18 protein-coding genes and 2 tRNA genes are annotated in these 21,323 nt (G+C 49.5%); 9 read left to right on the forward strand and 11 right to left on the reverse strand.

Annotation, left to right across the window (positions count from 1 at the left end; translation table 11 throughout):
• The first annotated feature begins 91 nt into the window (after window positions 1-91).
• On the forward strand, window positions 92-841 hold the full coding sequence (locus EYC62_04805) for a serine/threonine protein phosphatase (GenBank protein TAH35342.1): 750 nt from the start codon (window positions 92-94) through the stop codon (window positions 839-841).
• A 9-nt stretch (window positions 842-850) separates the two neighbouring features.
• Here EYC62_04805 and EYC62_04810 read toward each other — a convergent pair whose 3' ends face one another.
• Window positions 851-1,165 (reverse strand): hypothetical protein, encoded by a 315-nt coding sequence (locus EYC62_04810; protein ID TAH35343.1) that lies wholly within the window; start codon window positions 1,163-1,165, stop codon window positions 851-853.
• Window positions 1,166-1,413: 248 nt separating this feature from the next.
• On the opposite strand from EYC62_04810, the gene EYC62_04815 reads away from it, so the two are divergent.
• The 3 genes from EYC62_04815 to hldE are packed head-to-tail and all read left to right on the forward strand — an operon-like array spanning window position 1,414 to window position 4,455.
• A complete protein-coding gene (locus EYC62_04815; protein ID TAH35344.1) occupies window positions 1,414-2,391 on the forward strand; it encodes an SDR family oxidoreductase in 978 nt (325 codons plus the stop codon).
• Window positions 2,384-2,995 carry an SIS domain-containing protein gene (locus tag EYC62_04820; protein ID TAH35345.1) on the forward strand — a complete coding sequence of 204 codons (612 nt, stop codon included), beginning with the start codon at window positions 2,384-2,386 and terminating at the stop codon, window positions 2,993-2,995. The genes EYC62_04815 and EYC62_04820 overlap by 8 nt, the downstream gene beginning before the upstream one ends.
• Complete coding sequence (gene hldE, locus EYC62_04825; GenBank protein TAH35346.1) at window positions 2,983-4,455, forward strand: bifunctional D-glycero-beta-D-manno-heptose-7-phosphate kinase/D-glycero-beta-D-manno-heptose 1-phosphate adenylyltransferase HldE; 1,473 nt, start codon at window positions 2,983-2,985, stop codon at window positions 4,453-4,455. Before EYC62_04820 ends, hldE begins: the two co-directional genes overlap by 13 nt.
• Here the strand turns inward: hldE and EYC62_04830 are convergent, their stop codons facing one another.
• From EYC62_04830 to EYC62_04840, 3 genes are all read right to left on the reverse strand, one after another.
• Window positions 4,456-6,861 (reverse strand): hypothetical protein, encoded by a 2,406-nt coding sequence (locus EYC62_04830; GenBank protein TAH35347.1) that lies wholly within the window; start codon window positions 6,859-6,861, stop codon window positions 4,456-4,458.
• Window positions 6,858-9,959, reverse strand: coding sequence for a hypothetical protein (locus EYC62_04835; protein TAH35348.1), 3,102 nt, complete (start codon window positions 9,957-9,959; stop codon window positions 6,858-6,860). The genes EYC62_04830 and EYC62_04835 overlap by 4 nt, the downstream gene beginning before the upstream one ends.
• Window positions 9,960-10,233: 274 nt before the next feature.
• Window positions 10,234-10,310, reverse strand: a tRNA-Arg gene (locus EYC62_04840).
• 85 nt (window positions 10,311-10,395) lie between these two features.
• On the opposite strand from EYC62_04840, the gene EYC62_04845 reads away from it, so the two are divergent.
• The gene (locus EYC62_04845) at window positions 10,396-10,755 is read left to right on the forward strand and encodes a hypothetical protein (protein TAH35349.1); all 360 of its coding nucleotides are present in this window, start codon (window positions 10,396-10,398) and stop codon (window positions 10,753-10,755) included.
• On the opposite strand, the gene EYC62_04850 is transcribed toward EYC62_04845, so the two are convergent.
• Both EYC62_04850 and EYC62_04855 read right to left on the reverse strand, forming a co-directional pair.
• Window positions 10,717-11,154 carry a hypothetical protein gene (locus EYC62_04850; GenBank protein TAH35350.1) on the reverse strand — a complete coding sequence of 146 codons (438 nt, stop codon included), beginning with the start codon at window positions 11,152-11,154 and terminating at the stop codon, window positions 10,717-10,719. The two genes, EYC62_04845 and EYC62_04850, sit on opposite strands and share 39 nt — an antisense overlap.
• Window positions 11,151-12,167: an alpha/beta hydrolase gene (locus EYC62_04855; GenBank protein TAH35351.1), complete on the reverse strand. Its 1,017-nt coding sequence runs from the start codon at window positions 12,165-12,167 to the stop codon at window positions 11,151-11,153. Before EYC62_04855 ends, EYC62_04850 begins: the two co-directional genes overlap by 4 nt.
• Window positions 12,168-12,194: 27 nt before the next feature.
• Between EYC62_04855 and EYC62_04860 the strand changes: the two genes are divergently transcribed.
• Together EYC62_04860 and polA are read left to right on the forward strand one after the other, a co-directional pair.
• Window positions 12,195-12,383, forward strand: coding sequence for a zinc-finger domain-containing protein (locus EYC62_04860; GenBank protein TAH35352.1), 189 nt, complete (start codon window positions 12,195-12,197; stop codon window positions 12,381-12,383).
• On the forward strand, window positions 12,380-15,211 hold the full coding sequence (gene polA, locus EYC62_04865; GenBank protein TAH35353.1) for a DNA polymerase I: 2,832 nt from the start codon (window positions 12,380-12,382) through the stop codon (window positions 15,209-15,211). The genes EYC62_04860 and polA overlap by 4 nt, the downstream gene beginning before the upstream one ends.
• Window positions 15,212-15,276: 65 nt before the next feature.
• On the opposite strand, the gene EYC62_04870 is transcribed toward polA, so the two are convergent.
• The 5 genes from EYC62_04870 to EYC62_04890 form a co-directional block, all read right to left on the reverse strand.
• On the reverse strand, window positions 15,277-15,813 hold the full coding sequence (locus tag EYC62_04870) for a hypothetical protein (GenBank protein ID TAH35354.1): 537 nt from the start codon (window positions 15,811-15,813) through the stop codon (window positions 15,277-15,279).
• Window positions 15,806-16,084 (reverse strand): XRE family transcriptional regulator, encoded by a 279-nt coding sequence (locus EYC62_04875; protein TAH35355.1) that lies wholly within the window; start codon window positions 16,082-16,084, stop codon window positions 15,806-15,808. The genes EYC62_04870 and EYC62_04875 overlap by 8 nt, the downstream gene beginning before the upstream one ends.
• Before the next feature lie 335 nt (window positions 16,085-16,419).
• Window positions 16,420-16,495, reverse strand: a tRNA-Thr gene (locus EYC62_04880).
• A gap of 225 nt (window positions 16,496-16,720) precedes the next feature.
• Window positions 16,721-18,043 (reverse strand): hypothetical protein, encoded by a 1,323-nt coding sequence (locus EYC62_04885; GenBank protein TAH35356.1) that lies wholly within the window; start codon window positions 18,041-18,043, stop codon window positions 16,721-16,723.
• Window positions 18,044-18,055: 12 nt separating this feature from the next.
• Window positions 18,056-19,162, reverse strand: a complete 1,107-nt coding sequence (locus EYC62_04890; GenBank protein TAH35357.1) for a hypothetical protein — start codon at window positions 19,160-19,162, stop codon at window positions 18,056-18,058.
• 105 nt (window positions 19,163-19,267) lie between these two features.
• On the opposite strand from EYC62_04890, the gene tsaD reads away from it, so the two are divergent.
• Both tsaD and EYC62_04900 read left to right on the forward strand, forming a co-directional pair.
• Window positions 19,268-20,326, forward strand: coding sequence for a tRNA (adenosine(37)-N6)-threonylcarbamoyltransferase complex transferase subunit TsaD (gene tsaD / locus EYC62_04895; GenBank protein TAH35385.1), 1,059 nt, complete (start codon window positions 19,268-19,270; stop codon window positions 20,324-20,326).
• Window positions 20,326-21,318, forward strand: a complete 993-nt coding sequence (locus EYC62_04900) for an NAD(P)-dependent glycerol-3-phosphate dehydrogenase (GenBank protein TAH35358.1) — start codon at window positions 20,326-20,328, stop codon at window positions 21,316-21,318. Before tsaD ends, EYC62_04900 begins: the two co-directional genes overlap by 1 nt.
• Window positions 21,319-21,323: the final 5 nt, after the last annotated feature.

Below are 21,323 nucleotides of genomic sequence, written 5' to 3' on the forward strand. Positions count from 1 at the left end.
GTCTATAAGGTATGATTTATAGCACAGATATAAAATCAGGGACAATAAAAGCAATGCCTGCTGTCCGTAATTTCAACAAATATGCCATCACATGAGTTTTTTGCTACATCGTCCCCGCGTACCGCCAGACCATCTGGTTTTTGCCATCGGCGACATCCATGGATGTCTATCGCATTTGGAGGACTTGCAACAAAAAATATTGGCCTATGCGGCCAATTATCCTTCACATAAAAAAATCGCGGTGTATTTGGGCGATTACATTGATCGCGGACCCAGCCCAAAAGGCGTTATAGATAATTTACTTGGCGGCTCCTTGCCGGGATTCGATACTTTTTTTCTTAAGGGCAATCACGAGCAGATGCTGCTGGATTTTATGGAAACCGCTGGGTTGGGTCAGGTATGGTTCGATTATACGAATGGCGGCCGCGATACGATCCATTCTTATGGTGTAGCCGAGCCAAAATTTTTTACCGATCTTGATAAGACTCAGAAACAATTTATCGCAGCTTTTCCAGGCGATCATTTGCGTTTTTTCCAAGGTTTGAAAATGAATTATGTGATCGGCGATTATTATTTTGTGCATGCCGGCGTTCATCCCGGGCGGCCGTTGCAAAGTCAATTGAACGAAGACATGCTGTGGATCAGAGAGCCGTTTTTATCCTCGCACAATGATTATGGGAAAATAATCGTTCACGGGCACACAATTGTGGCGCGCCCCGATGTGAAATCGAACCGTATTGCGATCGATACCGGCGCTTTTTGGAGCGGCGTTCTAACCGCATTGGTTCTGCATGACGACAAACGGGAGTTCTTGCAGACAGTTAAAGATATTAAGAGCTAAGCCGCTATTTTATGGCTGGCGTGGACGGCCAATGCGCAAAATCAATTCGCGCGCTTTGCGGAAAACGCCTGGGCCCTGTTCGCTGATTTTCGCTTGCAGGGCAGGCGGCACATAGCGGGGGCTGCCGATGTTGCCTTCATCGGAATCGCTTGGCGCGATTTTGCGCAATCTTTTTTTGCCGTTATCGTTGGACAAGGAATCGCCTTGAGATTCTTCCCAACCGAACAAATTGCGAAATCGCGACAATTGCCCGTCCATAACCACTTTCTGACCTGGAAGGCGTAGATCGGTTTTTGATCCTCTGCGTGGCTGATAATTTGACATAGATTCCCTTGGGATTTCTTTAGCTTTAGTTAGCCTATAAGAAAGAGTCTGTTTCCGTCAATACGGGGTTGCATAAACTATAAGGAGAAATAACCGCTGATTGCAAAATTATTGCCAAAATAAATAAGAAACCGATAATTTGTTATCTTTTAGGATATGTTTTGGGTGCGGAAATATTGCTTTACAGGGATTTATATGGTATAGGCGGCTTTGAAAATATCGCCTTTAAGCGTTTTAGGATCAAAATAATGCAAGTTTTAGTCACCGGCGCTGCCGGATTTATCGGATACCACCTTAGCCTGTCTCTGTTGGCGCAGGGGATGAATGTTATTGGGTTGGATAATTTAGCCACCGGCAGCCAGTCCAATGTAGAATTGCTGGCCAAAAATCCTAAATTCAAATTTGTCGAAGCGGACATTACCGCGCCTCTGCCAGAATTGCCGAAATTGGATCGGATTTACAATTTTGCGTGTCCAGCATCGCCGCCGCATTACCAGAAAGATCCGGTGCAAACTTGGAAAACATCGGTTCTGGGTTGTCTGAATATTCTGGAATTGGCGCGCAAAAATAATTGCGTGGTGATGCAGGCATCAACATCCGAAGTTTATGGCGATCCGCAGCAACATCCGCAAAAAGAAGATTATTTGGGCCATGTGAACCCAATCGGTCCGCGCGCCTGTTATGACGAAGGCAAACGCGCCGCAGAAAGTTTGTTTTTTGACTATCATCGCCAATATGGTTTGCCAATAAAAGTGATTCGTATTTTCAACACTTATGGCCCATTTATGCACCCCGATGATGGCCGGGTGGTTTCAAATTTCATTGTGCAGGCCTTGCAAAATAAACCGCTGACCATTTACGGCGATGGCAAACAAAGCCGCTCGTTTTGCTATGTCGATGATTTGATCGACGGGATTAACCGCATGATGCAATCCCCAGCCGATATATTGGGTCCAATTAACCTTGGCAATCCAGATGAATTTACCGTGCTGGAATTGGCCGGTTTGGTGCGCGCAGCCACAGGCGCGACCACCGAAATAGTGCATCATGCCAAACCGCAAGATGATCCGGTGCGCCGCCGCCCGGATATTTCCAGGGCTAAGTCGCTGCTCGGCTGGCAGCCGAAAGTTGCGCTGGAAGATGGTTTGCAAAAAACCATCGATTATTTCGCACAACATTTAGGCGCGAATAAAAATTCGCCGCAACGCAAGGTGGCGCATGGATAATAAAACCCCAGCTTTTCTGGCGCGGTATATATCCTTGCATCAAAACGCCCTTGATGAATTGCACACCAAAACCGCCAATGATTTTGCGCGCTGGGTCGATCATGGGGTGAATGTTTTAAAATCCGGAAAAAAGATTTTATTTTTCGGCAATGGCGGCAGCGCGGCCGAAGCGCAGCATATCGCCGCGGAATTATCGATCAAATATATGAAAGAACGCAAGGCATTGGCGGCGCTTGCATTGAATGTCGATCCATCCGCCATGACGGCGGCTGGCAACGATTATGGGTATGATCAAGTTTTTGTCCGGCAAATCATGGCGCTGGGTCAGCCGGGCGATATGGCCATCGGTTATTCGACATCCGGTAAAAGCCCCAATATCGTAATGGCGCTGGAACAGGCAAAGGCGCAAAAAATGATCGCGGTGGGATTAACCGGAACGCGTGGCGTGGACATGAAGAACCATTGCGATGTTTGCCTGGTTGCACCATCGGACTTAACGCCGCATGTGCAAGAAATGCATAATATTCTGGGTCATGCATTTTGTGCCGCGATCGAAGATGGCTTGGGCTTGGTTTCGTACGGGGATTCGCCATGGAAAATCTAAGCAGCGTTTTCGATCTTGTTCAAATTCTGGAATCCATGGTGCAAACGCGCGTATTGTGCGTCGGCGATGTAATGCTGGATAAATTTGTCTACGGTAAAATTGACCGCATCTCGCCAGAGGCGCCAATCCCCGTCCTGCAATTCGAACGCGAATCGCAAATGCTGGGTGGCGCGGGGAATGTTCTGCGCAATTTAACCGCCTTGCGCGCGCAAGGTACTTTGCTGTCCGTGGTCGGCCAAGATGAATCGGCCGCGCGGATCAAGGAATTGGGAAGTGAATTAAAATCAGCGCATTTGGATTTGGTTGCCGATGCCGCCCGTCCAACCACGTTAAAAACCCGGTATATTTCGGGCAATCAGCAAATGTTGCGCGTGGATGACGAATCAAAGTCGGTATTGAACGATATTATGGTCGAACAATTGTGCCAGCGCGCGAAAAACCTGGTTGCTAAATCTCAGGCGGTAATTTTATCCGATTATGGCAAAGGCACTTTGCATTCAAAGTTGATTTCCGAAATTATTGCCGCCGCTAAACAAACCCATGTACCGGTGTTGGTCGATCCCAAGGGCGTGGATTATTCGCGTTATCGCGGTGCGACCATTTTATGCCCGAATTTAAAAGAACTGGCGCAAGGCAGCAATCATCCCGTCGATACTGAGGAAAATATTATCGCCGCCGCCAAATTGTTGATCCAGCAAGTCGATTTGCAGGCTTTACTGGTCACGCGCAGCAAAGACGGGATGAGTTTGATTGCACGCGATGGATCGGTATTGCATCTACCGGCGCAGGCGCGCGAAGTGTTCGATGTTTCGGGCGCAGGCGATACGTCCATTGCAACCTTGGCGGCGGCCATTGCCACGGGCGCTTCATTGCCAGACGCGGCGCATTTGGCCAACACCGCGGCCGGAATTGTGGTTGGGAAATTAGGCACTGCGGTTGTTATGCCGTCCGAAATCGACGAAGCGTTGATGGCGCACCAAGGCCGCGTGCGCAGCAAATTATTCGATCTGCCATCCTTGTTGGACCGGGTGAAAATCTGGCGGCATCAGGGATATAAAATCGGCTTTACCAATGGATGTTTCGATTTGATTCACCCTGGTCACGTATCATTGCTGCGTCAGGCACGTAATTCTTGTGATCGTTTGATCGTCGCGATGAATACCGATAATTCGGTGAAGCGATTAAAGGGCCCATCGCGCCCGGTGCAAAATCAAGATTCGCGTTCCACCGTTATGTCGTCGATGGATAATGTCGATGCGGTGATATTGTTCGACGAAGACACGCCAATGAATTTATTGCAAGCGATCAAGCCGGACGTGCTGGTTAAAGGCGCGGATTATACAATTGATAAGGTTGTCGGCGCGGATCTGGTGCAATCTTATGGCGGAAAAATCGTCCTGGCCAAATTAGAAGAAGGCCACAGCACCACCAGCACCGTCAAAAAAATCGCCGCGGTATAATTATTTCTTGGGCTGTTTCGCGTCTCTAGCCGCCATTGCCGCCGCAGGTGGGGTTCTGGTAGCGGTGCGTTGGCGTAAAAACAGTTCCGCAATTGCGGCATGATTTACCAACAAAGCAGGCCATGTTGGAAAAATACTCATGATCGACGCCAGGTTGCCTGTATTTTCGGTTTGATAAACAATTCCATTCATAATGGCGGCTTTTTTGCGAATGATCGCAAGGTCATTGTCGATACGCATTAACGTATCGAAGATAATAACCATTCGGGTACGGTCATCCGCGGCCAGGAATTCCGCACGATATGATCTTCCAAATCCTTCATTTTTGTCTAGGGTGACTCCATCTACCGTTACCGCGCCGACATTAACCCGTTGTGACGCGGTCTTGCCGCAATTGGCAACTTGCGCCGCAACCTTGAATTCCGCCTTGATTATAGGGAAATGTCCTTCGAAACCAGAGATAGCCGGGGCTAAGGCCTGGCGATGCCTTAAAATATCTGCGGCCAGTTGATCATAATTCAAAGTAGATTTTTCCGTTACCAAATCCAGCAACATAGTTTGATTGGCGCTTCGCAATGCTTGACGGAAAGCATCGATTTTGCCAGTCAAATCCCGATAAGATTCATCCCATCCATTATGCAATGGTCTGCGGTCACTGGCGGGTATTTCGGCAAAAACGATATCTTGCTCGGCGGCCGGGATGGCGCGGAATTCATAAACATAACCTTGGCGCTCGCCAGGCCATTTTTTATGAATTACCGACAAAACACGCAATTTTTTGCCAATTTCGGTTAAGCGGCGTAAAATCGATCCAGGATGTTCCGCCAGCGCTTTGGCGGGGTCCGGATTGTGTACAATTTGATCTAATAATTCAATTGCTGGCGTAATTTGATCTTTGACAAGTGTTGCCACATAATCTGTATAACCGCGCGACGCGCCTTCGGATATCTTGCGATGATCCGCCAGTTCTTTTTCTGTTTCTAAAACATAACCACCAGCTTTAGTGCCGAAGTTTTTCTCATAAGCTTCTGCAAATGAACAGCGCCGCAGATTATTAATTTTCATGGCGAGGCTGGCGCCATTGCCATTCGCCAGCAATACACAGGATTTATGGAATTCATGAATTGCCGCCCCCAATTTTTCGGCAAATATAACCATAATTTGCGCCTCATCCGCCGGAGCCGGTCTCTGGCCGATTCCTTCCTGGTCGGCTTGTAAAATCTGACGAATGCTTGTTAAGCGTTGCATTACCGTTGCTATACGGTCTGCTGGCGATATTGGGTAATTAGGCAGGCCGTCGACACGATAATCGTTTGGCAGCGGCGCATCCGGATTAAATTGCCTATCGCTAGTAATTGTTGGCGGCGCAATTAATCCACCCGGAGAATATCCCGCCAGGTCGTTCAATAATTTGCTTGTGATGCGGTAATAAGCGTCCAACCGAGTTTGGATGCCGGATAATCTTGCTATATCGTGGGCTTGGGAATGTGTGCGGCAATATTGCGCCAGTTCATCGCTGGTTTCAGCGGCTTTTTGGTACACTCTGTTCAGCAATCCGATCAATGCCTCGTCCCGCGCAGCTTTGTTGTTGTTTTTGAAAACGCGGTCTATTAATTCCAGCGCGCTTCGTTCGCTGGCGGTTAAATTAGCGGGTGGGAAATTATTTGGGTCATCGCAGCCATGCAGCATTTTCAATTCTTCGCGGCGTTGCGCACCGGGTTTCCCAACCGAAAAAATAAAAGGATATAATACGCGATCCAGCTCCCTTTTTGCTTCGACGATGTCTTTTCTTTGGGTGGCATAAGTCAAACTGCCGGTTTGGGATATACGAAAAATATTTCTGACCGTTTCCGCCCATCCAAGTAACGATTCTAATGTTACAGGTGTTATTTCAATCTGCATGGCCAAATCGGTGGCTTTGGGCGCGCGCAGTCTCTTGGTTGTGGCGGGGCAAAGTGTTGGGCTGGTGGATACGGGCTGTTTCTTAATTTTAGTAACCGTTTCTTCAATGGTGGCGTGATCTTGCCCCGCAACATTCATGCTGGCTTGTTCATGCCCAATATTTTCGGCAATGGATGCGATAGTATTTAAAATATCTTCAATGCGAACGGGCGATGGTGGTTCAGTGCCACCAGAAAATGGTGCGGACTGTGTAAACGTTGGACGCGGACTGTGCTGCCCCGTGTTAGCATCCTGTGGCTTCGGGCCTTGCTTCACGCCAGATTGCAGGGTTGTTGTTTCAACTTTTGCCTCTACTTCCGCTAGATCCAATGCCAATAAACCTAAGCGAGTTTCTTCCAATCCTATGGTTTTGAGTAAGCCGGCCAAAGCGCTCCTCGCTTGTTCCAATCCGGTTTCTGCGGCAGCAATTTGTGCGTCATCAATCAGAGCTGGCGATTCGGTCATGACCTTGCTCCTTTTGTTAAGGTGCCAGCGGTTCCAACCAGGCTTAATCTTTCCGGCAATTTAGCATGGGATACCGGCCCCAATTCTCTTGCCTCAAACGTCCGTTTCTGCCGCAGATAGTAATCCAATGAATCTATTAATATTTGTTGGATTGGGTTTATTTCATTTGTTCCGGTTTTAAGATTTGTAAAACTTACTTTTTCCGTGTTTAAGCGAACAATTTTTAATCCAAATTGTTGCATAATCGACGCTGCCTCTGGGCTTTCTGTCCCCAATCGCGCTATTTCCTGGGCTGCTTTTTGCGCTTCTTCGATTCGCGCGCGTATTGCGGCGTTTTGGGGATGATCAATATAGTCAAAAGCAGATCCTAGCATCTGGCCGCACAATCTGTCGGCTATATCCAACAGGCGCAAGCCCGGCCCAAGGGGGTGTGACGGGTTTGGCACCCTTTGCTCGATCATGCCTATTAATTCTGTTGCCGCGGAAGCGGCAAAACCAAATGGCGTGTTCTGACACATAGCCACGATGATTTTGCCAAGCGTTAATATTAAAGAAGTTCCCGCCGGAGGATCTTTAGATATTCTGCCAATGCCGCCGGTTATTTGCGGCAATAATTGATGCGGTAAAAGCGGAATGATTTTCGTTTCATTGCCGAATATGTCCGCCACCATTGTTTGCATACTGAACGGATCGTGCGCCATATCGTGGCAAATAGATGCGCATACGCCTTGTATTATTTGCCTATAACATTCCGCCAACGTGGCCGGATTCCTTGTTTTTAAAGCGGCAATCCTGTGTTCTAGTTCCCCCCCATCGTGGGCGCTCGCGATACCGCATTGTCTCATCAAGTCCGGCAAAAGTTCGATATCGCCTCCGCATCGCTGTAATGAACGGATGGCGTTAACATATCTGCATACAAGGCTGCCTTGATGTAAAAATGCGGTATAATATTGCGCCGTGTGCGCTATCAGATCTGCTTCAGAGTCCCGGGCTAGAATAGCCGGCAATTCGGCCATGGCAAAATCCATATCCATAGCAAATGGCGCAGCGGCAGGTTTTACAAGCTGCGGGATTTCCGTTTTTACCATCCACTGATAACGATAGCCGCAAAGATCGGACAACCAAACCAAAGCCACATTGGGATTAAGTTGAAACAATGCATCGAATGCTTGCAGAAAAGGTTTCCAGTTTTTTAAGTGGAATCCGCTTACGGAAAATTTTAAATCGCCGGCCAAACTGCCGTCATTGCTGGTATAAGCCAATCCAAGTCTGTCGCATTGATTGGCTTTAAATACTATTTCGCGCAATGCAGCCAATTCATAACGCTGTGCCGCAAGCTCCATTATTGCATCTTTTTCCGGTTGGCCGGAAACCAATGGCATTAATTCATGGAAATGGGATTTTAAAGCATGCGCCAATCCTATTTCTTTTGCCTGCTCGCCGCGCAGTTTGTCAGATTCGGCTTGGAATGCCGCAATAAAACATTGTTGGCCGGGTGTGGGCGGTTTTTCGTCCCTGGTTGTCCAAGTTACCGGGCAGGGGAAACCATGCAAAGATATTGTTTTATAAAAATTCTTACCAGGCGGTATTTTAGGAATCAGGCCAAATGCGCCGGCAATGCATAATGCCTCGTTTACGGAGGTCCGGCGGTTCATGGATTCATATCTGCTTTCTAGAAAGAATATTTGACGCGCGGTCAATTTTGCGGTTTTTTCGGTCCATGCCTTGTCAAAAGGCGCGGTTGCCACATCGACTCGCGCGCTGCAAAATAAATGAAAGTAAATATTTGCCGCTTCGGCAAGGACGCTTAATTCCGGACTTGGATGGCTGCCATCCTTGTTGCTAGTGACCAGACCTTTTTCCTGATCGAATTTTGTAGTAATTGTTTTCTCGTCAATTTTAAAGTGTCTAATGGCATAGGTGGCCACATCGTTGAGCTGTCCACGCAATCCGGTTTGGTCTTGCAAAACATCGCTTGGCATGCCGGGAAAATACACGCTGGTGGCCAGAAAATTTCCGGCAAAAACTAACGCCGCTTTTTCAGCCTTGGAAAATATTTCTTCCCTGTGTCCCAGAGCCCGCACAATGGCAGACCTTTCATCATCCGTATAGCCGGATAATTTTTCTATCATCATTGCCGCGAATTTGGCCTGAAACGGTTTTAATTCCTTGCCGGTTAAATGCACGATGATCAACTCACCGTCAGAAAATTGTGATCGCACGCCAATTTCATTCATTTTCTTTTGTAAATTTGCGCCAGGAATTTCTATCGCGCCTATCTCGCCGGAAGCGCGCGCGGCTAAAATCTGTTCTAACAATGGCTCGCATAATGCCATGTGGCGTGCGGCTTTTTGTTGCGCCTCTTGATCCGCTTTCTGCTCGGCCGCTTTTGCGGCTGCTGCTTGAATTTGGCGTTGTTGTTCAGATGCCGCCGCCGCCGCCAGGGCGCGCGCTTTGGCTTCTTTGGCGGCGGCGGCTTGTTTTTTAAAACCGCCCAAAGCTTGCTCGGCGGTTGCAATTTGCGTTGTTAGAAAATGCGCGCGCGCTTGATGCGCCGCCAAACGCGCAATTCCAGCTTCGTATTGTGCCCTTAACATAGCCACTTGTTGTTGTTTATTCGGTTGCGCCGCCGCCGCGCTGGCGATGGCCCGGAAACAAGATTCTAACAACCAATTGCCAAGATCGTTTTCCGTCGATCGCGGAATCGCTTGTACGGCCCGGTCCAATTCGGCGTGTATGGTTAAACCCTGCAAAATTGATGCCGCGGTTGCAATGTGCGCTTTGGCTTGTTGTTCGGGAAAATAATTGTGCAATATACCAGTGATATATTCCAATAATGCATCGCGTGACAATTCACCGCGCTCCGCCAATTCCCCGGCGGCAATTACGGCAATAAGGCTGCCAAGGATGGCTTGCTCTTTCTGTTCTATATTTCGGTCGGAAAATTCCTGCGCCGCTTGTTGCAGATCCGCATAGTTCCGATCATCTTTGGGCTTACCAATAAGGGTTTTGACCGCCGGATATTTATCCGCCAGCGTTGTCAATTGCTGTTCAGCCCAATCGGTAAACCGAATGGTTTTTGGAATTGTTGTTCCCACCCATCTCACCCAAAATTATTATTTTTTATGCGCCGGCAGAATACAGGATATTGCGCCAATCCGCAAGAAAATTATCCTTAAAGGATTAAGATGGATATATATTTAACATATTGATATGTAATGATAATACGTATTTTGTAGTGTTAAGAATTATAGTTGGACATAGAATGGTGGATCCGAGACGATACTTATGGCTTCTGCGCGCGACGCGCGGTCGCCTTGGCTCCGATTCATAATGGCTCGTCCTTCGTAGCTCCGAAGGAGCGTAGGAGGATGGCGGACCCGAGACGATTCGAACGTCCGACCTTTGCCTTCGGAGGGCAACGCTCTATCCAGCTGAGCTACGGGTCCAATAAGATCTCTATAACACAAACTTGTGCATTGTGCCACAAGATCGATTAATCTAGGATTCTAAAGAAATTTAAGGAGTTAAATTATGTTTGGCATTAAAAGATGGTACCGTATGCGGGCGCTGGCGGCCCAAGCATTTGAGGAGCGCAAACAAACCGCTCTGAGTTGCGCCGCACGCGCGGTAAGTCCTTTGTCCGGTATTACCGGCATTAAAATAGCCAAGCGTTCTTGCCCGGACCGGATGGGGGTTGGCGCCCCGTTGGTCCATGTCGCTACATGGTGTTTGGTTATTCATGCTACCCATCCGCACCATGCGGGAGCAATGAGGGTATTGCCTGGTCGCATTGATGATTTTCCAGTACGCATGGAATATTCTGAACGGTCTCCATCCCGATTCAGTTTGGCGTTAAGTGCGTTGATGGGATGGGTTCGGGGCCGGACTTAGAATGGCGGCAAATTGAAAACCGATTCGCGGTTTGATGCGCAAATAAAGATCGATCCCGGTTGGGAATAATGTTTGATCCATCAGATCGCCTGCTTGCTGGTACCAAAACCGGGACGGGGCAAAAACGCCGTCCTGGAAATGCAAATATTCGCCATTTTCATCTTTGGCCAATTGTATTGGCCCACGCATAAAAAACGCGAATTCAAAAACCATTTTGCCCGCCTGGCAAAATGAAAATTCGACAACATTTTCCAATGGCCAAACCGAAACATCCAATTCAGATCCATCGCGCCGAACTTTGTACGCGTAACAAACTTCATATTCCGATATAACCGGCGATGCTTCCAGACATTCCAAAAATTCCAATTCATCCCAACGTAGCGTGCCTGGCATGGTCATAGCGGAATTTCTTTTCTATTGCTTTCTGTATAGACCCGTCCACGCGGATTTTTGATTGCGGTCTTGCCTTCAATAAACGCCCAAATATCCTGATGCACGTTCTCCGCCTGCAAATCGCGCAACAACATGTGATAACCGTTATCATACCAAATAAATTGCCACTTATCATTTTCTGGCAAAGCCCGTGTCATCGCGCGCAAGGCCGATTTCGGAATAATGTCGTCATGGGCGCCATATAGAATCAATGTCGGCATTTTAATTTTTGGCGCCGCCGCCAATGCCGCGTCCATCAAATCGGTCATGCCAAATAACTTGTCGGTGCGTGCTTCTTTTTGTACAAGCCGGTCCGCCGCCAGCGCGCGCAGCATTTCCATATTGTCGGATGGCTTTAAATCCAGATGTTTTCCGCTAAGCGATAGCCACGGCATCGTGTGCGCGGAAAACCATAACGCCATGACTTGCAATGGATTCATCGCGGTGCGGCCCCACACGGCGGGCGCGACCAGAATAACGCCATCGGCCGGCAAAGAATTTTCTTCCGTGGATGCCAGCAAACTGACGCCGCCACCCATACTGTCGCCCAAAATATATAGCGGCGTTTTTGGATATTGTTCTTTTACCGCATTGGTCAAGGCGCGCAAATCCTGAACCAGCGTAGCGGCACCCGGCCAGTTTCCTTGGTTCGGCGCCTCGCCGAATCCGCGTTGGTCATAGGCGATAACGCTGATTTGTTTGGAATTCAAAAACTTGGCGGTACTGGCGAACGCCATGCCGTAATCGTTGAATCCATGCACGGCGATCACCATCGCTTTGGGCCGCGCAACTTCGAAGCGGCGCAGGGGCAGGGTGGCGCCGCCTGGGGCAATGAAATAACGTTCGGTCAATTTTCCGGTCAAATCTGGCATTTCCTGATAAGGCACATATAAGGTGCATGCAGTAAACAGCACCAATACGGCAATGTTAAGGAAAAGCTTGCAAGTCGGCCAAAGATGATTAGTATTCCAACGAAACATGTCACATTTTGCGAAATTTTAATCCTCATGTCCAGACAAGCCATAGAAACCGTTATTGTGCAATCCCGTAAATTAAATTGCGATGGGGGCGATGGTCCGTTGGGCCATCCGCGCGTATTCCTGAATATGGGCGTTCACGATTTTATCGACTGCCCGTATTGCAGCAAAAAATATATCCTGTCGCCAGACGCCGCCCATGACGGCGCGCATCATTGAACGTGGCTGGCTCGAAACCAAAACATTTATATCTGATCGACGGTTCGGGATTTATTTTCCGCGCCTTTCACGCTTTGCCGCCATTGACGCGGCCGGATGGCACGCCGATTGGCGCGGTATACGGTTTCACCAATATGATGATGAAACTGATCGAATCGGCCAAGGCGGATAATGATCTCGATTATATCGCGGTGATTTTCGACGCGGCGCGCAAAACTTTCCGCCAGGATATTTACCCCGAATACAAGGCGCACCGCCCACCGCCGCCCGAAGAATTGGTTCCGCAATTTGCGTTGGTGCGCGAGGCGACCAAGGCCCTGAATATTCCCGCCATCGAAATGCAAAATTACGAGGCCGACGATTTGATCGCATCCTACGCGCGCGTGGCCGATGCGCAAGGATTCGAAGTCACCATCGTCACCGGCGATAAGGACATGATGCAATTGATCGGCGGCAATGTCGGCATTTACGATCCGATCAAATCGAAAGAAATTGGCGCACCGGAAGTTCTGGAAAAATTCGGCGTGCCGCCGGAAAAAGTGATCGATGTGCAGGCGCTGGCCGGCGATTCGACCGATAATGTGCCGGGCGTTCCCGGCATTGGCGTTAAAACCGCGGCCGAATTGATCAATACCTATGGATCGCTGGATCAATTGTTGGCGCGCGCCACGGAAATCAAACAACCAAAACGGCGCGAGGCGTTGGTCAATCATGCCGAAGACGCGCGAATTTCCCGGCAATTGGTCACATTGAAAAACGATATTGATTTGCCGGTTCCGCTGGACGATTTGATCGCCAAACCCGCCAATGAAAATATCTTGCGCGAATTTTTGTCCGTGCAAGGTTTTAAAACCATGGTGGCGAAGCTGGGCGCCGGTGGACAGGGAACAGGGAACGGGGAGCAGAAAAAAATCCCCCCTAGTTCAAGTTCTGCACCGATTGCCAACCCCAACGATATAAAATCGCCCACCGCCCAGCGTCCACCGTCCACTGTCACTTATTCTATTTTACAGACAGAGGCAGAGTTGGATGCCTGGCTTTCTAAAATGCCTAAATTTGGGGTGCTGGCGGTTGATACTGAAACTGACTCGCTCTCCGCCGTTTCCGCGAATTTGGTTGGCATTTCCCTGTCTTATGCGCCCGGAATTGCTTGTTATATTCCGGTAGGGCACCGCGTCGCCGACGGCGGGCTTGATTTCACCGGTGAAGCCGCGAAATTAAAACAAATTCTGCTGGATAAAGTGGTCGCAAAATTAAAACCGATTCTCGCCGATCCGGCGATCATGAAAATCGGGCATAATATCAAATATGATTTGCAAATTTTATGGCGCTATGGATTGGATGTAACGCCGTATGACGACAGTATGTTGATGTCTTACGTACTGGAAGGCGGCGCGCATGGGCATGGCATGGATGAACTCGCCCAATTATATTTGCAGCATAATACGATCAAATACGAAGACGTCGCCGGCAAAGGCAAAAATAAAGTCACGTTCGATTTGGTGCCGATTGACAAGGCCGGGCAATACGCCGCCGAAGATGCCGATATCACGCTGCGCCTTGGCGAATATTTAAAACCGCGCCTGTTGCCCGAATCGGGCATTGTTATGTACGATGCCATCGAAAAACCGTTGATACGCGTGGTCGCGCGGATGGAAAGCGACGGCGTATTGCTGGATCGCAAAAAATTACAAGATTTATCGGCCGATTTCGCGGCGCGCATAGCGGAACACGAAAAAGAAATCTTTGTGTTGGCGGGGTGTGAATTGAATTTGGGATCGCCCAAACAATTGGGCGAGGTTTTGTTCGAGAAACTGAAATTGCCGGGGGGGAACAAAACCAAAACCGGCGCCTGGTCTACCGATGCCTCGACATTGGAAGATTTATCGGCGCAGGGACATGTGATCGCCGAAAAAATTATCGCCTGGCGGCAATTATCGAAATTGAAATCGACTTATACCGACGCGCTGGCCGAACAAATCAACCCCAAAACCGGCCGGGTGCACACATCGTTTCATTTGGCGTTGACCAATACCGGGCGCCTGTCGTCGTCCGATCCGAATTTGCAAAACATTCCGATCCGCACGGCGGAGGGCAAAAAAATCCGCACCGCTTTTATCGCGCCGCCGAATCACAAATTAATTTCCGCCGATTACAGCCAGATTGAATTGCGCTTGCTCGCAGAAATGGCGGATATTCCGGCCTTGAAACAGGCCTTTGTCGATAATGTCGATATTCACGCCCTGACCGCATCCGAAGTATTTCATATCCCGCTCGATCAAATCGATTCCGACACGCGGCGCAAGGCCAAGGCGATCAATTTCGGTATTGTGTACGGTATTTCCGCGTTTGGCCTTGCGGCGCAAATTGGCGTATCGAACACCGAGGCGCGGCAATTCATCGATCATTATTTCTCCCGCTTCCCGCAAATTCGCGATTTCATGGAATATAACAAGGATTATTGCCGCAAACACGGATACGTCACAACCTTGTTTGGCCGCCGCTGTTTCATTCCTGATATCAATTCCAAAAATGGCGCCTCGCGCGCATTTTCGGAACGCCAGGCGATCAACGCGCCATTACAAGGCACCGCCGCCGATATCATCAAACGCGCCATGAACAAAATGCCCGCCGCGCTTGCGGCCGCAAACCTGACGGCCAAAATGATTCTGCAAGTGCATGACGAATTATTGTTTGAATCGGCAGACGCCGAGTGCGACGCCGCCACAAAATTGGTGCAAGACACCATGCGCAATGCTTGCGAGCCGGTGGTAAAATTGACGGTGCCGTTGGTCGTGGATGTTGCTGTTTCAGAGAGGTGGAGCTGATGCTTGTCCGCCGAAGCTGCGTAGCAGCTAAGGCAGATGACGGTGAGTGATCGGTGGAGTTAGGTTTATACTATAGCTGCACATATACCAAGGTGGGCATTCTTCAATTGTTTATATTTATTTTCTATTTCTATAAGACGACTAGAATAATGTGAGTTAGTTCTTAATGCACGTAAATCCCGAAGATATGCTTTTACCGCGTATCTATATTCCATATAACTTCTCATCAAATCTGGACATAGATAAATATCTTCCGCGAGAGGCTTCCCAAGTTCCTTATTAATATCAATAATAAACGCATCTATGTGTGAATCTTGTATATCGTGAGCATTTTTAATTTGTTCATGTACAAACTCAACGATCATCTCATTTTTTAATTTTATCGCGTTTTTTCTATCCTCTTCTTTTTTATCTTCGCCATAAAAAAACATCCATATTGCGGCAATAACAGAAAAAAGAGTAAAAAAAGCTGAATAAAGATTTTCTTTACCTGAATTATCCATAATCAACCAAGCTAATGTGAGAAGCAGTACACCACTCCATAGCGCTATATGGGATTTTTGTATGGTCGGTTGTTGCCTACAACAAGTATTATCAGTCATTTGTTAAATCTAATCCTAATACTACAGCCAACTTCAAACACACCAGCATTGTAGGATGAATTTTGCTGCGTTCGATCATGCTGATGGTGGTGCGGTGAATTCCGGTTATTTCAGCCAAGGCTTCATAAGTCAAGCCTTTCGCCAATCTCGCTTCGCGTAGACGTTTAATAATTTCTTTTTCTTGCTTTTCGGCAATTTTAGCGGCGGCTTTAGGAGTCATCCGGCTATTTTCGCCACTTGACCCCCAAAGTCTATGAGAGTATAATCTCATACATGAAAAGGGTTAAAACCGCGAAAAACCGACGTCCTAATTACTGCTTCGACGAAAAACTCACCGTCCGGATCAAGGACCGGCGGGGACGGGTGGTGGTCGAACTCGCTGCCGATACCGCAAAAGAATATGATTGGGCGATGTGGCTTTTGGGGGAAATGAATAAATGGCGGTAGTAAAAAAGGGGGGGCATGCCGAGCCGTAGCCGACGATCACACAGCCCACCTACGTTTTAAAACTGGCTTGCCGAGTCGAAGCGCAAGGTATTTTTGCTGATAGAGTCCGCCTTCGCCGTTATACGGCTACGGCGCGACAGTCTTCGCTAGCGCGAAGACTGGTGCCGTTGATAGGAATCGAACCTACGACCCCATCATTACGAATGACGTGCTCTACCAACTGAGCTACAACGGCTTACCATAAAATCGTGACTCTCCATTCTCGCTCAGTCGGTAGACTTTATATGTCCTCCTAGCCGGACGGGCTGGGCAACTGAGCTACAACGGCGATCCAAGAAGGTTTCAGGTATCAGGTTTCGGGTGTCAGGTCAAGAATGGTGGAAACCTATGACAATAAAGGAAAAATATCAAGTATTTCCAGGTGTTATAACCTGGCACCTGGTACCAGACACCTGAAACCTTATAGCGTCGGCAACCGCATTGGCACGAACGCGTCCGGCGCGCTCCACCGTTGCAATCCGAACTCGCCGCATTTTTGGCAATTGGCGCGCCATTGGAAATGGCTGTGATGGCACGCGCCGCACACCCACGCCGCATCGGGCGATAATTTGGCGTTATCCTGATATTCCGAAATCAATTTTTGCAAATCATGGCGCAACACATTGTCGTTCGCCGGAACCGATTGATGCAGACGTTGCAACAAACGATAATGATTTGGCGTCGGCAATTTCTTCATCAATTCCTTGATGTGGCTCGCGGCCATGCCCCATAATTGCTGGCTCATCGCGTATTCGGCCATCACCTTGTGCATGGGCGCGAAATCCGGGCGGATTTGTTCCAGGCGGCGCAAGACCTTGACCAATTTCGATGGGTTGCCGGAAAAATATCGCAAGGCCAAATTGGCCAGATCCGGGTGCGCCGCATGCGCCCAGGTGCGGTACAGCGCGCGTTCGGCCAAGAAATTGCGGTTCGATTTGAACAAGCATTCCACATACCCGGCGGCGGCTGGCGCCAAATCCGGCTTATGCGCATAGGCTTTTTTGTACAAACGATAAGCGGCGGCGATGTTGCCGTCGCGTTCGAATAATTTGGCTTCCTCCACCAAAATTTGCGCGTAATAATCGTCAATCTGCTCGCGCGGCCAGGCCCGGCGGCGTTCGATCATCCGCAATAATTCCAAGGCCCGTTTCCAATTATGCGCGCGTGCCTCAAGCTCGCATAAAATCCGCCAAGTTGCGACCGAATCCGGCTGTTTGGCGAATGCTTGTTTGGCGTATGTCAGCGCCTGGTCATATTTGCGATCGGCGAGAGATTGGTTCAACAATCCGCGCAATCCCAGAAACGCGGTTTCTTCATCCTGCATCAACGCGACAAAATGTTTGGCCGCGCCCTGGCGGTTGCCGCGCAATTGTTCTGCCTGGGCCAGCAATAAATTTTTGAGCGGGGTTTTGGGCAAAAACCGGTGGGCGCGTTTGGCTTCGCGAATCGCCTCGGAACTGTCGCCGGCGGCGATGGCCACAAATCCGCGGGTCAGGGCGCGAATGCCCTTTTTCTCGCGCCATCTGGCCACACGGGTCGGCCATAAATTCAACCAATCGCCGATGCGCAAAATCGCGACGATCAATAAGATGGTCAGCATGATGGCGATCACCGCCACCGCGCTGGTGGTTTCAATTTGATAATCGCCCAGCGACAAATGGAATTCGCCCGGGTGACGCAACAGCCAGGACAAGGCGTATAACAGAACGCCGAGTTTTAGGAAAAACCAAATGCTGCGGATCATGCAAAATCCCGCTTAGTTGACGGTAGTGTTGGATTGCAGGCGCGTTAAAATCATTTTTTGCAATTCGGCCAGCGCCATATCGGCGGTATTGCGTTCCGATAATTTGAACTGCCATTCGTCCAGTTCTTCGGTGTGGACAGAAGCCGGCAAAGATTTCACTGTCTTCAGCGCCCCTTGCAACTGGTTCTGGCTTAAATCCGTTTCAATCGAATTGATGTTGGCCTCTAAATCGTTGCCCGTTTCCTCGCCGGTGCGGCGTACCGTCACCAGCGATGCGATTTTGCCGATCGTGCTCGCGATCATGCCCTCGCCGGCCCATCCTGCCGCCCAATCCGCCGCGTTTTGTTGCGCTTGCGCCTGCATTAAACTATGCGCGACTTTGGAAAATTCTGCTTGCAGCGATGGCAAATCGACGATGCCATTTTCCGCCACGCCGCGCAGCGAGTTGATAATTTTTTCCATTTCCGCATTGCCATCGGCCAGTTTTCTCAGCATGTCAATCGATTGGGCGAATGGACGGCCGCTGGCCATCGCCATTTGCAAATTATTCACCGCCAACAGCAATGTCACGTCATTTTGCACGCCGCGCTGGTTCGATTTTTGCAACTGTACGGTCAATTGTTCCAGCTGATTTACCTTTTCGGTCAGCGATGAAACTTCTTTTTGCAACGACGATATGGTGCCGGTCATTTCCGCGCTCGATTTTGTATAATTGTCCTTTTGCGCCAGATCGTTTTCCATATTCTTCAATTGCTGTTTTAAATTCTCGACGTCCGGTGAATCGCCGCGCCCCGCCATGCCGGAATCATCGGTGTTTGCGGTTGAATCGGACATACCCGTTTGTTTTGCGATGGAATCGTCGACGACGACCATTTCGTTATTTTCTGTATCTGGAAGGGGCTTTGTTGCGGGCGCCTGTTTTGCGGTTTGTTTCACATCCATTTCCGCAACCGCCGGCGCAGATGAACTGAGCAGTCCGTCATATCCGGTTTTTTTGGCGTATAAAACGATGCTGCCGCCAATGCCGGCGAACAAGATCACCAGAAACAGGGCGAACAGGCGGCGCAGCAGGGGTGGTTTTGCAGAATTTTTGGAAGCGCTGGAGACAGAATCGCTCATAACAACCTCTTGATTTATAAAGGGCGGACGGCCATGATGCGGTCCAATTATAGGCCAAGTTATGGGCCAAGCCAATAGAAAGCAAGCGATAGCGCAAAAATGAGTATTACCGTCCTTGGAATTGAAAGCAGCTGCGATGAAACCGCGGTCGCAATCGTGCGCGACGATAAAACGATATTGGCGCAAAAACTGCGTTCGCAAACGGCAGATCATGCGCGTTATGGCGGCGTGGTGCCGGAAATCGCCGCGCGGGCGCATTTGCAAATTCTGCCCGTCATGGTCGAAGAATGTTTGAAAGAAGCCAAGATTGATTGGAACGGTATCGATGCGATTGGCGCAACCGCTGGCCCGGGATTAATTGGCGGGTTATTGGTTGGCTTGACGCTGGCGCAAGGGCTTGGCTTTGCGCGGAATATTCCGGTTTATGGATTGAATCATCTCGAAGGTCATGCGTTGACTTGCCGGTTCACGCATGATGCGCCATTGCCGTATTTATTATTGTTGGTATCGGGCGGACATTCGCAATTTTTATCGGTCGAGGGGGTTGGAAAATATAAACGGCTCGGCACCACGATTGACGATGCGGTGGGCGAAGCGTTCGACAAGGCCGCGAAATTGTTGGGATTCGGCTATCCGGGCGGGCCGCATGTGGAAAAATGCGCCGAGGACGGAACGCATAAACGATTCGATCTGCCGGTGCCGATGCGCGGCAAACCGGGTTGCGATTTTTCCTTGTCCGGCCTTAAAACCGCGTTGCGGCACAAAGTGGCAGCGCTGCATAATCCCTTATTTCCCGAAGATAAGGCCGATTTGGCGGCGTCTTTTCAATTTGCGGTTGGCGAAATGCTGGCCGATCGGTTACAAAATGCCATGATGCAGTTTGAACGGGATCATCCCGGTTTGAAACCGGAAAATAAAATTTTGGCGATTGCCGGCGGCGTTGCCGCGAATCAATACCTGCATGCGCGTTTAACCGAGGCGACTTCCGCGCGCGGCTGGCAAACGATTTATCCGCCTTTATCGTTATGCAGCGATAATGCGGTGATGATGGCCTGGGCCACGATCGAACGGATCAAGGCTGGAATGAAGCCGGAAATTGTCTTGGCCCGTCCGCGCTGGCCGCTGGATGAAAATTCTGTCAAAATTGCAGGGGCAAAAGCCTGATGAAAAAAATGGAAACAGTGGCGGTTTTGGGTGCGGGCGCATGGGGCACGGCATTGGCGGTCGCAATCGCGCGCGCCGGCAAAAAACCGGTTTTATGGGCCAGGAACGCGGCGGTGGTTGATGATATCCAAAAAAACCGGCGCAATGAAAAATATTTGCCCGGACAGGAATTGCCGCCAATGCCCGCCAGTTGTGATCTAAGTATTGCCAAGGACACGGATGCGATTTTGATTGCCGTTCCGGCGCAACAAATTCGCGCGGTATGCGGCGTTGTAAGGCCGCACGTGGCAAAATCCATACCGATTCTGATTGCGGCCAAGGGCATTGAAACCGGTACGGATTTGTTGGTAACCGATATTGCCGGGGAATTTTTCCCGGATCATCCGTTGGCGGTTTTGTCAGGGCCGAATTTTGCCGACGAAGTCGCCAAAGGACTGCCAACCGCAACGACAATTGCTTGCGCGGACGAGGCAATCGGCAAATCTTTGTTGGATGTTTTTGGGTCGCAAACTCTTCGGCCTTATTGGACGGCGGATGTGATCGGTACTTGTATCGGCGGCTCGCTGAAAAATGTGATTGCCATCGCCGCCGGGGTGGTTGCCGGCAAAGATCTTGGCGACAATGCGCGCGCGGCATTGGTAACGCGCGGTCTTGCCGAAATCGGGCGGCTGGCGGCGCATATGGGTGCCAATCCGCAAACCTTGATGGGATTGTCCGGCATGGGCGATTTGATGCTGACCTGTTACGGCGAAAAATCGCGCAATTTTCGTTATGGGTTTTTGATGGGTAAGGGGGCGTCTCCCACGGAGGCCAAACAAAAAATTTCCGCCACCATTGAAGGTATTGAAACCGCGCGCGCGGTTTGCGAGCTGGCGCAGAAAAAATCGCTGGAACTGCCGATTTCCATGGCGGTAAACGCGTTAATCAGTGGAAAAATTTCAGTGCAAGACGCAATGAACGGGCTTTTGAACCGTCCATTAAAACAAGAGTAATATTT

The sequence above is a fragment of the Alphaproteobacteria bacterium genome (genome assembly GCA_004295055.1).
In the GTDB taxonomy this organism is placed as follows: domain Bacteria; phylum Pseudomonadota; class Alphaproteobacteria; order SHNJ01; family SHNJ01; genus SHNJ01.

What these genes read in the sequence shown, in the direction of transcription:
- EYC62_04860 (TAH35352.1), top strand. Translation starts at nt 12,195, where the DNA reads ATGTCCAGACAAGCCATAGAAACCGTTATTGTGCAATCCCGTAAATTA.
- EYC62_04805 (TAH35342.1), top strand. Translation starts at nt 92, where the DNA reads ATGAGTTTTTTGCTACATCGTCCCCGCGTACCGCCAGACCATCTGGTT.
- EYC62_04885 (TAH35356.1), bottom strand. Translation starts at nt 18,043, where the DNA reads ATGATCCGCAGCATTTGGTTTTTCCTAAAACTCGGCGTTCTGTTATAC.
- EYC62_04875 (TAH35355.1), bottom strand. Translation starts at nt 16,084, where the DNA reads ATGAGATTATACTCTCATAGACTTTGGGGGTCAAGTGGCGAAAATAGC.
- EYC62_04900 (TAH35358.1), top strand. Translation starts at nt 20,326, where the DNA reads ATGAAAAAAATGGAAACAGTGGCGGTTTTGGGTGCGGGCGCATGGGGC.
- EYC62_04855 (TAH35351.1), bottom strand. Translation starts at nt 12,167, where the DNA reads ATGTTTCGTTGGAATACTAATCATCTTTGGCCGACTTGCAAGCTTTTC.
- EYC62_04845 (TAH35349.1), top strand. Translation starts at nt 10,396, where the DNA reads ATGTTTGGCATTAAAAGATGGTACCGTATGCGGGCGCTGGCGGCCCAA.
- EYC62_04850 (TAH35350.1), bottom strand. Translation starts at nt 11,154, where the DNA reads ATGACCATGCCAGGCACGCTACGTTGGGATGAATTGGAATTTTTGGAA.
- hldE (TAH35346.1), top strand. Translation starts at nt 2,983, where the DNA reads ATGGAAAATCTAAGCAGCGTTTTCGATCTTGTTCAAATTCTGGAATCC.
- EYC62_04830 (TAH35347.1), bottom strand. Translation starts at nt 6,861, where the DNA reads ATGACCGAATCGCCAGCTCTGATTGATGACGCACAAATTGCTGCCGCA.
- EYC62_04815 (TAH35344.1), top strand. Translation starts at nt 1,414, where the DNA reads ATGCAAGTTTTAGTCACCGGCGCTGCCGGATTTATCGGATACCACCTT.
- EYC62_04820 (TAH35345.1), top strand. Translation starts at nt 2,384, where the DNA reads ATGGATAATAAAACCCCAGCTTTTCTGGCGCGGTATATATCCTTGCAT.
- EYC62_04870 (TAH35354.1), bottom strand. Translation starts at nt 15,813, where the DNA reads ATGACTGATAATACTTGTTGTAGGCAACAACCGACCATACAAAAATCC.
- EYC62_04810 (TAH35343.1), bottom strand. Translation starts at nt 1,165, where the DNA reads ATGTCAAATTATCAGCCACGCAGAGGATCAAAAACCGATCTACGCCTT.
- EYC62_04890 (TAH35357.1), bottom strand. Translation starts at nt 19,162, where the DNA reads ATGAGCGATTCTGTCTCCAGCGCTTCCAAAAATTCTGCAAAACCACCC.